Origin of the sequence: Rhizobium sp. RSm-3 (assembly GCF_001854685.1) — a bacterium.
Lineage (GTDB): Bacteria > Pseudomonadota > Alphaproteobacteria > Rhizobiales > Rhizobiaceae > Rhizobium > Rhizobium ecuadorense.
This window is the reverse complement of the sequence record NZ_MAWZ01000013.1, coordinates 41178-52774: the sequence shown is the minus strand read 5'-3', so window position 1 is coordinate 52774 and position 11597 is coordinate 41178. Positions and strand designations below refer to the sequence as shown.

At 62.9% G+C, this 11597-nt stretch carries 12 protein-coding genes; 6 read left to right on the top strand and 6 right to left on the bottom strand.

All coding sequences use genetic code 11. From position 1 onward, the window contains the following. Positions 1–17: 17 nt before the first annotated feature. Positions 18–926, bottom strand: coding sequence for an SDR family oxidoreductase (locus tag BBJ66_RS13470; protein ID WP_071087639.1), 909 nt, complete (start codon positions 924–926; stop codon positions 18–20). 134 nt (positions 927–1060) lie between these two features. Here BBJ66_RS13470 and BBJ66_RS13465 point away from each other — a divergent pair, with 134 nt between their 5' ends. Continuing rightward, the gene (locus BBJ66_RS13465) at positions 1061–1477 is read left to right on the top strand and encodes a winged helix-turn-helix transcriptional regulator (protein ID WP_003593493.1); all 417 of its coding nucleotides are present in this window, start codon (positions 1061–1063) and stop codon (positions 1475–1477) included. A 17-nt stretch (positions 1478–1494) separates the two neighbouring features. On the opposite strand, the gene BBJ66_RS13460 is transcribed toward BBJ66_RS13465, so the two are convergent. From BBJ66_RS13460 to BBJ66_RS13440, 5 genes are all read right to left on the bottom strand, one after another. After that, entirely contained in the window at positions 1495–1725 is a 231-nt protein-coding gene (locus tag BBJ66_RS13460) for a DUF6429 family protein (RefSeq protein WP_049733566.1), read from the bottom strand. 107 nt (positions 1726–1832) lie between these two features. Further along, a complete protein-coding gene (locus tag BBJ66_RS13455) occupies positions 1833–3041 on the bottom strand; it encodes an MFS transporter (protein WP_064839422.1) in 1209 nt (402 codons plus the stop codon). 104 nt (positions 3042–3145) lie between these two features. Then, positions 3146–3763: a TetR/AcrR family transcriptional regulator gene (locus BBJ66_RS13450; RefSeq protein WP_049733564.1), complete on the bottom strand. Its 618-nt coding sequence runs from the start codon at positions 3761–3763 to the stop codon at positions 3146–3148. 59 nt (positions 3764–3822) lie between these two features. Beyond that, positions 3823–4740: a bifunctional helix-turn-helix transcriptional regulator/GNAT family N-acetyltransferase gene (locus tag BBJ66_RS13445; RefSeq protein WP_071087638.1), complete on the bottom strand. Its 918-nt coding sequence runs from the start codon at positions 4738–4740 to the stop codon at positions 3823–3825. A 234-nt stretch (positions 4741–4974) separates the two neighbouring features. Further along, positions 4975–5694 (bottom strand): aspartate/glutamate racemase family protein, encoded by a 720-nt coding sequence (locus BBJ66_RS13440; RefSeq protein WP_071087636.1) that lies wholly within the window; start codon positions 5692–5694, stop codon positions 4975–4977. 156 nt (positions 5695–5850) lie between these two features. On the opposite strand from BBJ66_RS13440, the gene BBJ66_RS13435 reads away from it, so the two are divergent. The 5 genes from BBJ66_RS13435 (at position 5851) to BBJ66_RS13420 (ending at position 11547) form a co-directional block, all read left to right on the top strand. Beyond that, on the top strand, positions 5851–6315 hold the full coding sequence (locus BBJ66_RS13435; protein WP_049733561.1) for an Lrp/AsnC family transcriptional regulator: 465 nt from the start codon (positions 5851–5853) through the stop codon (positions 6313–6315). A gap of 27 nt (positions 6316–6342) precedes the next feature. Beyond that, a complete protein-coding gene (locus BBJ66_RS13430) occupies positions 6343–6900 on the top strand; it encodes a PH domain-containing protein (protein ID WP_071087634.1) in 558 nt (185 codons plus the stop codon). A gap of 127 nt (positions 6901–7027) precedes the next feature. Next, the gene (locus BBJ66_RS33095; RefSeq protein WP_083335560.1) at positions 7028–7543 is read left to right on the top strand and encodes a BA14K family protein; all 516 of its coding nucleotides are present in this window, start codon (positions 7028–7030) and stop codon (positions 7541–7543) included. Positions 7544–7794: 251 nt separating this feature from the next. Then, a complete protein-coding gene (locus BBJ66_RS13425) occupies positions 7795–9060 on the top strand; it encodes an NAD(P)/FAD-dependent oxidoreductase (protein ID WP_071088105.1) in 1266 nt (421 codons plus the stop codon). A gap of 528 nt (positions 9061–9588) precedes the next feature. Next, positions 9589–11547, top strand: coding sequence for an elongation factor G (locus tag BBJ66_RS13420; protein WP_071087632.1), 1959 nt, complete (start codon positions 9589–9591; stop codon positions 11545–11547). Positions 11548–11597 lie beyond the last annotated feature (50 nt).

The following is an 11597-nucleotide window of genomic DNA, read 5'->3' as shown; positions in this document are numbered from 1 at the left end:
AGGGATGAGCGGAAAGCTCAGTGGCCTCCGGCATTGCCTGAAGCCGTCAAAGCAGCCTTCTGCTCGACAAAGAACTCCTTCAGCGATTGTGGCTGTTTGCCCGTCAGCTTGGTGAAATCCCCCGTGACGATGTCGAACTTGCCGGCGCGGATGTTGGCGTCGGCGGAGACCAGCATGTCGGCGACGAAGCCGGGGAGGCCGGCGCCGCGCATGCCCTGGCCGAGCTGTTCGTCATTGACGTCGACGACCTCGAGCGGCTTGCCGGCGACGTCCGAGATAATGGCGGCGATCTGGCGGTTGTTGAGAGACGCCGCACCGGTCAGCGTGTAGGTGGCGCTTTCCGATGTGCCGGAGGTAAGGGCTGCGGCGATCGCCAGAGCGCAGTCGTCACGCGAGATCGTCGAGACCTTGCCGACGCCCGTGGCGCTGTACCATTTGCCGCCCTGCAGGTTGTGCGGCATGCTATGCATGTAGTTGTCGTGATACCAGGCGTCGCGGATGATCGTGTGAGCGATGCCGCTCGCCTTGATGGCGTTTTCGCTGCCGAGGTGATCCGGCGCGAAGGTGACGAGCGAATCGTCCGGCGATGGCATCGAGGTATAGGCGATGTGCTTGACGCCTGCCTTGACGGCGGCGGCGACGGCCGCCTGGTGCTGGGCAAGACGCTTGCCGGGGGTGTCGAGCGCATCGGTGCTGATGATCAGCAGGCGGTCGACCCCGGCGAAAGCCTTCTCCAGGCCGGCCGCGTCATCGAAATCGGCCTTACGGGTGATGACGCCCTCGCTTGCGAGATCGGCGAGCTTTTCGGGGCTGCGCGTTGCCGCGACGATGTTGCCTGGGGCGACCTTGTAGGTCTCGATCAGGTGATGGATGACACGCTGGCCGAGCTGGCCGGCAGCGCCGGTGACCAGGATTGTTTCGCTCATGGATAGTTCCTTCTGCGTTGGCCTTCTGTGTTGATTGGTGGTCTCAAAAAGAGAGCAGCGCTAGAATAGGAATTGACTTGGTGGTGTAAAGGAGGCAGTTTTTCGGCTCTACGTTACCAAAAGGGAACCAGCTCATGAGCGGCGCGGTCGTCAGTCTGAAGAACAGGATGCCGGGGGCGCGGCGCGAGATCGATCTTGCCGGCCTCGATTTTTCCAATTGCCCGGTCAGGGACATGATGCAGCAGATCGGCGGCAAATGGTCGACGCTGCTGCTCGAAGTGCTGGCGGCCGAGCCCCGTCGCTTCGGCGAGCTGCGGCGGATGCTTCCCGACATTTCCCAACGCATGCTGACGCAGACGCTGCGTGATTTGCAGAGGGACGGTTATATCGCCCGCGAGGTCTTCCCGACCAAGCCGCCGAGCGTCGAATATTCGATGACCGAACTCGGCCGCTCGCTCTACCTGCCGCTGTCGCAGCTGTTGAACTGGGCGGAAGCGAACCACGATGCCGTTCGCGCCGCCCGCTCGCGTTTCGATTCAGCCGACAGCTAGGATGGTGAGAGCCTCTATCACTTCGCGCGGGTAAACAGCGCGCGAAACAGTTCCTCCGAGCGCTGCAACCCTTCGTCGCTCAGAACGACCGACTTGGCCTTGCCCGCCGGATTGGCAATAAAACCCTTCTTGTACAAACGATCCATCACGTCCCAGTCGAAACCTTTCCAGGCGCGATCGCCGTCATGCAGTGTCAGCCAGAGCAAAGCGAGAACGGCATCGTCGATCTTTTCTTCATCCATTTCCATGCCGGAAGCATCCCTGTCACAACCAGAAAATCCTGCGGTTCTCTTATTTTAACCCGCGCATAGTCCCGAAATCGACTCCGATTTTCAGGACTATGCGCGCGACTTTCCTACTTGCTGCGCCCTTCCGTCAGGAACAGCAGGAAGGCGAGCGCCGGGAAGGCGAAGCCGATCCAGGCCGTCATCGTCCAGCCGCCGGTCGCATAGGCCCAGCCGCCGAGCGCCGAGCCGAGGGCGCCGCCGGCAAAGAAGGTCGCCATGAAGAGGCCGTTCAGCCGGCTGCGATGTTCCGGGTTCAGCCCATAGATGGCGCGCTGGCCGCAGACGAGATTGGTGGTCACGCCGAAATCGAGCGTGATCGCCGCCGCGGTCAGAAGGATCAGGGCGGTGAGCGATCCATCGGCGGCGAAATGGCTGATCAGGAAGGAGGCCATGCCGAGCAGCATGGCGATCGTCGAGGCGATCTTGGTCATGCCGCGATCGGCGAGCCGGCCGGCGATCGGCGAGGCGACGGCGCCTGCTGCACCGGCGAGCGCGAAGAGGGCGATGCCGTTCTGCGTCAGGCCGAAGGCCGGGCTCGCGAGCAGCAAGGGCGTCGTCGTCCAGAACAGGCTGAAGGCACCGAACATGCCGGCTTGGTAAAGCGCGCGGCGCTGCAGCACGCGCGAGGTCAGCGCCAGGTGGCCCATGGAAGCGAGCAGCTCGCCGTAGCGCAGCTTCGTCTTCGGCCGGCGGACCGGCAGGTTGGCGCGCAAGACGACGGCGAGCACGATCATCAGCGCTGCGGTGACGTAATAGACCACATGCCAGGAAGAGGCCTCGGCGACGAAGCTGGCGAAGGGGCGCGCCAGCATGATGCCGCAGAGCAGGCCGCTCATGACATTGCCGACGACCTGTCCGCGCGTCGCATCGGGCGCCATGTTGGCGGCGAAGGGAACTAGAACCTGAACGGCGACCGATGACAGGCCGATGCAGAGCGAGGCCGCGAGGAAAGCGGTCGGTGTCGAAGACAGCGCCGCGCCGATCAGCGCAACAGCGGAGACGGCAACCAGCAGCAGCACCAGCCGGCGGTTCTCCGTGAGGTCGCCGAGCGGCACGATCAGCAGCAGGCCGAGGCCGTAGCCGATCTGCGTCAGCGTGACGATCAGGCCGGTTGCGGCCGGCGTGAAGCCGAGCTCGGCGCTGATCGGCCCGGCAAGCGGCTGGCCGTAATAGAGATTGGCGGCCACCAGCCCGCAGGCGGCGGCGAAAAGAAAGGTGAGCCAAGGGGAGAGCGCCCGTGGAATGGCCTTATCAGGCGCGGTGGCTGAAATGCTCATCGGAAACTCCGGTATGATGGAAAGGATTGATCCCAAATCGGTCTGCCGGCGGCCACCCGTTTCCGGGCGCCCAGGGGAATGCCGGCATTCCCCTGGGGGAAATGTCAGGTGACCAGCTTCATCGCGGCTTCGGCAGCGGCGGCCATTTCTTCGCCGCTGCGCTCTGTCTTGCCGATGACGCGCATGCCCTTGGTAAGGCAGAGGAGAGCAAGTGCAGTCGCCGATATATCGAGATCCGCCGAAATCGAGCCGTCGGCCTGGCCGAGGCGGATAAGGTCGGCGAGAAGCGTCTCGTCGGTCGCAAAGGCGGCGGCGACGCGCTCGGCCGCCTCTTCGTCGAAGAGGGCGAGATCGCCGGCGCTGCCGACGACGAGGCAGCCCTGCCTGCCGATCTGCCCGTGCGAGGAGCCGGCAAAGAAGATGACGAGTGCACGCAGCTTGTCGCGGCCGGTTTCGACACGATCGAGTTCGGCTCCGAGCATGCCGCGGCGCACGGCGCGGTAGCGGTCGAAGGCGGCGAGGAAGATGCCGCGCTTGTCGCCGAAGGCCTTGTAGACGCTGCCGGCGGCAAGCCCCATGGCCTCGGTGAGTTCGCTGATCGAGGCGGCATGATAGCCGCGCTCGGAAAAGACGCGCAGCGCCGCATCGAGTGCCGCCTCCGCATCGAATTCCCGCGGGCGTCCGCGACTGCGGGTCTTCTCCTGGAGTGTCGTTGTGTTCATGTCCGCCTAATTAGGAAATGATCGTTTCCAAATCAAGCGAAATTTTGCGACGCAGCAAGTCAGAGGGTGAGGGCCCAGTTTTGGCCGTTGGCCTCCGGACCGAACATTCTATGTCTCTCCTCGGAGACAAGGCGGAAGCCTGATATGACGTAGATGGCGCGGGCGGTCTCCAGCATGTCATTGGTCCAGAGCTGGAGTTCGCTGTAGCCTTTTTGCCTGCAGAAGCGAATGCATTCGTCGACCAGCAACTTGCCGAGCCCGAGCCCGCGGGCTGATTTGTCGACATAGAGCAGCCGCAGTTTGGCGATGCCGTCGCCGCCATTGGTGATGAGGACAGAGCCGACATTGACGCCGCCGCGTTCGGCGATCCAGCAGTATTCCTTTTCGGGATCGAAATTGGCCAGGAATTTGCCGGCGACTTCGGCGACCAACGCCTCGAAACGCAGGTCCCAGCCATATTCCTCGGCATAGAAGCGGCCCTGGCTCTGCACGATCCAGCCGATATCGCCGGCGCGATGGGCGCGGATGACGGCGGGGGCGGGCTTCGCCGCCGGGTCGAGCAGGGCGCGGATCGTGTCCATGGCCGAAACGACGGCTTGCGGCTCGCCGACCGCCAGATTGTCGAAACGGGCGGCGATCTGGGCATTGGCGCGCCGGCCGAGTTCTTCGAACTGCTCGCGTCCCCGATCGGTGACATTGATGACCTGGCTGCGCAGATCGGCCGGATCAGGGCTGGTCTCGATCAACCCTTCCGCGCGAAAGCGCTTGAGGATGCGGCTGAGATAGGCTGGGTCGAGATGCAGGTCGCGGACAAGGGCTGCGGCGCTGATACCGTCATGCGAGCCGATCTCGAAGAGAATGCGGGCATCCGTCAGCGTGAAAGGCGAGTCGAGATAGGCCTTGTTCAGCAGGCCGAGGAAATTCGTGTAGAAGCGGTTGAAATCGCGGGCGGTTTCGATGAGGGCGATATCGCGCATGGTGATCTCCAGATGGAGATCTGGCCAGACCTGATAAGGCTCGCTCCTCGCTCGGCGTCATCCTCGGCCTTGTGCCGAGGATCTGCTGCCCTATCGAACGGAGGCAGATGCTCGGGACAAGCCCGAGCATGACGGAAGAGAGGTTGGCGACTGTCCGCACAGCTGACTAAAATCTCCTGATGGAAACCTTTGTCATGCATTTGGTTGACTGGGTCAACTAAATTAACTGCGCACTCACGCTGCCGCTTCCGTTTCCGCGTCCTCCGCGCCAAGTGCGAACTCGACGGCCGCCCGGGCATGGATCGTGGTCGTGTCGAAGCCCGGCAATGGCAGGCGGTTAGGATCGAGGATCAGGCAGATTTCGGTGCAGCCAAGGATGATGCTGTCGGCGCCGTTATCCATGGCGCGGTCGATGATGTCGATCAGCTTTTCGCGCGAACTGTCGTGCACCCTGCCGGCGCAGAGTTCGTTGAAGATGATGTCGTGCACGGTGGTGCGGTCGGCGGCGTCGGGCACCATGATATCGAGGCCGTGGCTCTTCATGCGGTCTGCGTAGAAGCCGTGCTCCATCGTGTAGCGGGTGGCGAGCAAGAGCGGGCGCTTGCGGCCGGCGGCATGCAGCGATTTCGCCGTCTCGTCGATAATATGGATCAGCGGCACGGATACCTTGGCCGCAACCTCGTCAGCTATCAGGTGCATGGTGTTGGTGCAGATCAGAACGCAGCCGGCGCCTGCCGCCTCCAGGCGTTCCGCCACCTCGCCGAGGCGGCGGGCCCCTCCAGCCCAGTCGCCGGCCTTCTGAAGAGCGACGATCTCCTCGAAATTGACCGAATGCAGGATGAGTTCGGCCGAGGCAAGGCCGCCTTTGCGGGCGCGCACCATCTCGTTGATCAGGCGGTAATAAACCGCCGAACTTTCGAAACTCATGCCGCCGATCAGGCCGATCGTTTCCATCTCTTCATGCTCCTATGCATTGAACCTTCGAAAATGATGCCGCAATGACGGCGCGGGGTGTTTGCGTTGTTTGTCCTCCGTGGAGGATGTATGCTATGATTTTGCGCAATTTCGGCAAATTGCGCAAAATTGGCGCGTAAGGTTCGATTTATACACATGCTGGATGACCGCGACAGACGCATACTCGACATGCTGCAGAGGGATGCAGGCATATCCGTGACCGATCTGGCCGAGCGCGTGGCGCTGTCGGTCTCGGCCTGTTCGCGGCGCATCCAGCGGCTGGAGGAAAGCGGCCATATCCTTCGGCGCATCATCGTGCTCGACCGCGAGCGGATGGGCGTGCCGACGACGGTCTTTGCGCTCGTCAAGACAGCGCATCATTCCGACGAATGGACGGAAACCTTCCGCAGGATCATCGGCGACATCCCGGAGATCGTCGAGGCACACCGGCTGACCGGCAATCACGATTACATCCTGAAGATCGTGCTGCCGCGCGTCGAGCATTACGACGTCATCTATAAGCAGATCGTGCGCAAGCTGGAACTCTTCGACGTTTCGGCGTCGATCTCGATGGAAGAATTGAAACATGGGATGGCGATACCCGTGGGCTACGCGCGGTAAACCTGCATTTTGAGAGGCTGCGATAATATGAGAACCAGCGATATTCATAGCTATTTCCTGCCAGGAGAAAAACTTCTCTGGTCCGGGCATCCCGCACGAGGATTTCGTCTGACAAGGTGGGATTTCGCCCTCGTTCCCTTCTCACTTTTTTGGGGTGGCTTTGCTCTCTTCTGGGAGGCCGGCGTATTGACCACGCCGGGAACGCCGGTTTTCATGCGCCTATGGGGAATCCCGTTCGTTCTGATAGGCCTCTATTTGATCGCGGGACGCTTTGTCGTTGATGCGGCTGTGCGGGCCCGTACGGAATATGCCCTGACCGACCGGCGCGTCATCATTCGCAGAAGCGGTTTCCTTCCGAATTTCTCTGCCACCCAGCTCGAACTGCTGCCGTCGATCAATCTCGAAGAAGGCCGCTTCGGTACAGGGACGATCACATTCGGCGTGTCTTCTTTTCAGCGATACAAAACGGCGGGCGTCTGGACGCCGAGCCTGTCCAAAGACCCTCAGCTTCTGGGGATCGACAGTGTGCGGAAAGTTTATAATCTTCTAGAAAAAGCACGTCTCGATTGTCTGAAGAGCCGATAGTTCTCTGCGCCATCGACAGCGATTAATTTGTCTCCGTATGGAACGTTTTTCGACATACTACGTTCACCTTTGGTTCAGGAGGAGGGGAGGATATTCTCTCCTCTTGGAGGAGTAGAGGAGGACAGTCATGAGAAAGCTAACCGTCGCTGCGTTATGCTTGATCATAGGGATCCCCGGCGTCACGCCGGCTCAGGCATTTCCGGCTATCAATCTACCCAGGATCGAACCTCAGCAGCAGATAGAGCAGGTGCAATGGCGTGGCCGAGGCGGCCACTGGGGTGGCGGCCATCACGGCGGCTATCATCATGGTCATGGATCGGGCTGGGGCTGGGCCTTAGGTGGTCTGGCCGTTGGTACGATCATAGGCGGCGCATTGGCCCAGCCCTATTACGGCTCGTATTACGGCTCGCCATACGGCTATTACGGTCGGCCCTACGGTTACTACGGTCGGCCCTATGGCTATTACGGTGCGCCCTACCGCTATTACGGCCGGCCCTATCGCGCCTATGCATCGTCAGCCTATTATGGAGGCGGCGGGAGCCACGAGGCTTGGTGCTATGCGCGCTATCGTTCGTACAGGGCTTATGACAATACCTTCCAGCCCTATCACGGGCCCCGTCGCCAGTGCGTCGGTTCCTATTGATCGGCGGGTTATGCATCTGCGCTGTGAACTGGTTCCAGGCTGCACCTCAACCGAGGCTCGGCCTGGGCAGCTATAACTCTTTCTGATCTCCGCTCCATAAGCTTCGCCGGACTCGATTACCTGAAAGCCAATAATCCTGAGTGCCCCAACTGCCGTCGGTGGCGCAGGGCAGGCATGCCGAAACGGCGGTTGCAACATTCGCGGCAAAAGCCACATTGGTTTCGAGCGAAATGGCGCAAAAGGGGCAGTGCGTGAGCGATCATCATGTCGTCGTTGTCGGTGGAGGTTTCGGCGGGCTGCAGCTCGTCAACGGGTTGAAGGGGGCGGGTGTGAAGGTCACGCTCGTCGACCGGCGCAATCATCATCTCTTCCAGCCGCTACTCTATCAGGTGGCGACCACCATCCTCTCCACCTCGGAGATCGCCTGGCCGATCCGCCGCCTCTATGCCGACCGGCCCGATGTGACGGTGCTGCTCGGCGAGGTCACCGGTGTCGACAGCGGCGCGAAGACGGTATCTCTCCGCAACGGCATGACTCTGGGTTACGATACGCTGGTGCTGGCGACCGGGGCGACGCATGCGTATTTCGGCCATGACGAATGGGAGCCGGTGGCGCCCGGCCTGAAGACGCTGGAGGATGCGACGACGATCCGCCGGCGCGTGCTGCTCGCCTTCGAAAAGGCCGAGATGGAGAGCGATCCCGCCGTGCGCGAGGCGCTGCTGACCTTCACCATCGTCGGTGCCGGCCCGACCGGCGTCGAGCTTGCCGGCATCATTGCCGAGCTCGCGCATTTCACCCTGCCCAAGGAATTCCGCAACATCGATACGCGCAAGACCCGCGTCGTGCTGGTCGAGGCCGGTTCGCGGGTGCTGCCGACCTTCGCCGAGGAGCTTTCGGCCTATGCTCAGAGGGCGCTGGAGAAGCTCGGGGTCGAGATCCATCTCGGCAGGCCGGTGACAGACTGCAATGCGGACGGGGTGAAGATCGGCGAGACCTTTGTCGCCAGCCGGACGATCGTCTGGGCGGCCGGCGTCACCGCTTCGCCGGCGGCGCGCTGGCTTGACGTGCCGGCCGACCGGGCCGGGCGCGTCGTCGTCGAAAAGGATCTGAGCGCGCCGGGGCTGCCCGACGTTTTCGTCATCGGCGACACGGCCTCGGTCATGCGCGAGGACGGCAAGCCAGTGCCAGGCATTGCACCGGCGGCCAAGCAGCAGGGTGGCTACGTCGCCAAGGTCATTCGCGCCCGCCTGTCCGGCAAGCCCGCACCGGCACCTTTCCGCTACTGGCATCAGGGCAGCCTGGCGACGATCGGCCAGAGTGCGGCGATCATCGATTTCGGCCGGATCAAGCTCAAGGGCTGGATCGCCTGGTGGATTTGGGGCATCGCCCACATCTACTTCCTGATCGGCACCCGCTCCCGCTTCTCGGTCGCCTGGAGCTGGCTGTGGATCTATCTGAGCGGCCAGCACAGCGCCCGGCTGATCACGCAGCGGGAGACGATGCGGGAGGAGGCGTAGGTGTTTAGTCCCGGCATTTGATGGTGCATTATTTTCCTTGGCATGGAGGGACGCACTATGGGCCAGGTTCTACACGGGAGCGCCACGACGACAGAGGGAAGCCGGAGGACAGCAAGAGAGGGCATGCCGTGGTAGCCCCCTCTGGCCTGCCGGCCATCTCCCCCACAGGTGGGGAGATTGGCTGGGCGTAAAGGCTTCCCCAAACAATCAGCGTTCAGCGAAGTGAAACGATAGACGGGCCGGACGGGTTGAGCCGCTTGTAATCTCCCCACCTGTGGGGGAGATGCCCGGCAGGGCAGAGGGGGGCGGCCACGGCACGCCGGTACAGGAAGCCGGCCACGGCGCGTTTGCGCCGTGAAGGCATTACTCCCAACCTTGACACATCTCCCCACACCGCCTTAGCATCCCGCCCGCGTCTCCCCACCACCCGGGAATGCCGCATCCAGCCGTATCAACGGATAGAGGTTCCAATGCGCCGAGTCACTTCTCACGAAAATCACATCCGAATTTCTGAGAAGTTGGTGGTTTATGCGCACTTTGAATCTGGGCATCCTCGCCCATGTGGATGCAGGCAAGACTAGCCTTACCGAAAGACTGCTTTTTGACGCCGGAGTCATCGACAAGCTGGGCAGCGTCGATACCGGCAATACACAGACGGATACGCTCGAACTCGAACGGCAGCGCGGCATCACGATCAGGGCCGCGGTGGTGTCGTTTGCGATCGGAGACAGGACCGTCAATCTGATCGACACGCCCGGCCACCCCGACTTCATCGCCGAAGTGGAGCGGGTGCTCGGGTTGCTGGACGCGGCGGTCGTCGTGGTTTCGGCGGTCGAGGGCGTGCAGGCGCAGACGCGTGTGCTGGTGCGGGCGCTGCGGCGGCTCGGCGTTCCCTTCGTCTTTTTCGTCAACAAGGTCGATCGCCTCGGCGCCCGGTATGCGGAGGTGATGGAGGCGCTTGCCGCGCAGCTCGCCGTCCGACCGATCGCCATGTCTTCGGTCATCGATGCCGGCAGCAAGCTTGCCCGGGTGGAGGCCCTGGACCCGGGACGCGAGCCGCTCTTTTCGGCGCTCTGCGAGGCGCTCGGGGAAAACGACGAAGCGCTGCTCGACGACTATGTGCTCGCCCCGGAAAGCCTGACGCGGGAAAGGCTCAGCCGCGCTCTGGCCGATCAGGCGGCGCGCAGCCTGGTGCATCCCGTCTTCGCCGGCGCGGCCATGACCGGCGCCGGCGTGCCCGCGCTGGCCTCGGCCATTGCGGCGATCTTGCCCGAGCAACATCCCGATCCGGATGGGCCGGTCGCCGGCAAGATCTTCAAGATCGAGCGCGGCTGGGGTGGCGAGAAGCAGTGTTATGTGTATCTGACATCCGGCACGGTGCGGCTGCGGCAATATCTCGATCTGCCGAAAGGCCCGGAAAGAGTAACCGCAATCCAGCTCTTCGGGCGCGGGCGCAGTCATGCCGCCGAGAGCTTTGGCGCCGGACAGATCGCGCGCCTCAGCGGACTTTCCGGGGCCCGGATCGGCGATGCGGTGGGTGGCGATCCGGGTGCGACCGGAAGGGTTCACTTCGCGCCGCCGACGCTCGAAACCCGCGTCCTTGCGCGGCGGCCTTCGGACAGGGCGGCGCTGTGGCTGGCGTTGAGCCGGATGGCCGAACAGGATCCGCTGATCAACCTGCACCGGAACGAAGAGACCGACGAGGTCTTCGTATCGCTCTACGGCGAGGTGCAGAAGGAGGTGATCCAAGCGACGCTGCTGACGGATTTCGGCCTCGAGGCGAGCTTCGAGGAAAGCACGGTCATTCTGGCCGAGAGGCCGGCGGCAACCGGAGCCGGCCTGCAGATCCTCTTCAAGGAGCCCAATCCGTTTCTCGCCACCGTCGGCCTGCGGGTCGAACCGCGTCCTGCCGGGACGGGCAACAGCTTTGCGCTCGAGGTGGATGTCGGCCAGATGCCGGTCGCCTTCTACCGGGCGGTTGAGGCGACCGTGTTCGAAACGCTGAAGCAGGGCATTTTCGGCTGGCAGGTCATCGATTGCCATGTGGCTATGACGGCGGCGCGTCATAGCTCGCCGGCCAGCACCGCCGCCGATTTCCGGCAACTGACCTCCTGGGTGCTGGCATCGGCGCTCTCGGCCGCGCAAACTGTCCTCTGCGAACCTTTCGACCGCTTTCACTTGGAAGCGCCTGCCGAGAGCCTGAGCAGCGTGGTGACTCTGTTGGCGAAATCCGCTGCGGCGACGTCGGGTTCCGTGATCGCCGATGGCGTGGCGCGGCTCGAAGGCACTTTGGCGTCTCAGATGGTTCAAAGCGTCCAGCAGCAATTGCCGGGCCTGACGAGCGGGGCAGGGACGATGGAAACCGCTTTCGATCACTATGCCCCTGTGGCCGGGCCACCGCGCCTGCGCCGGCGCTCCGGGCCTGATCCATTCAACCCGGTCGAATATCTGTTGCGGCTGCGGGGGAGTGCGGCGGGCGTGTCGTGAGGCGATCAAGAAGTCTGCGTAAGTAGAGAGTGGCGGCCCCCGAAGGAGCC

What these genes read in the sequence shown, in the direction of transcription:
- BBJ66_RS13470 (WP_071087639.1), bottom strand. Translation starts at nt 926, where the DNA reads ATGAGCGAAACAATCCTGGTCACCGGCGCTGCCGGCCAGCTCGGCCAG.
- BBJ66_RS13465 (WP_003593493.1), top strand. Translation starts at nt 1,061, where the DNA reads ATGAGCGGCGCGGTCGTCAGTCTGAAGAACAGGATGCCGGGGGCGCGG.
- BBJ66_RS13460 (WP_049733566.1), bottom strand. Translation starts at nt 1,725, where the DNA reads ATGGAAATGGATGAAGAAAAGATCGACGATGCCGTTCTCGCTTTGCTC.
- BBJ66_RS13455 (WP_064839422.1), bottom strand. Translation starts at nt 3,041, where the DNA reads ATGAGCATTTCAGCCACCGCGCCTGATAAGGCCATTCCACGGGCGCTC.
- BBJ66_RS13450 (WP_049733564.1), bottom strand. Translation starts at nt 3,763, where the DNA reads ATGAACACAACGACACTCCAGGAGAAGACCCGCAGTCGCGGACGCCCG.
- BBJ66_RS13445 (WP_071087638.1), bottom strand. Translation starts at nt 4,740, where the DNA reads ATGCGCGATATCGCCCTCATCGAAACCGCCCGCGATTTCAACCGCTTC.
- BBJ66_RS13440 (WP_071087636.1), bottom strand. Translation starts at nt 5,694, where the DNA reads ATGGAAACGATCGGCCTGATCGGCGGCATGAGTTTCGAAAGTTCGGCG.
- BBJ66_RS13435 (WP_049733561.1), top strand. Translation starts at nt 5,851, where the DNA reads ATGCTGGATGACCGCGACAGACGCATACTCGACATGCTGCAGAGGGAT.
- BBJ66_RS13430 (WP_071087634.1), top strand. Translation starts at nt 6,343, where the DNA reads ATGAGAACCAGCGATATTCATAGCTATTTCCTGCCAGGAGAAAAACTT.
- BBJ66_RS33095 (WP_083335560.1), top strand. Translation starts at nt 7,028, where the DNA reads ATGAGAAAGCTAACCGTCGCTGCGTTATGCTTGATCATAGGGATCCCC.
- BBJ66_RS13420 (WP_071087632.1), top strand. Translation starts at nt 9,589, where the DNA reads ATGCGCACTTTGAATCTGGGCATCCTCGCCCATGTGGATGCAGGCAAG.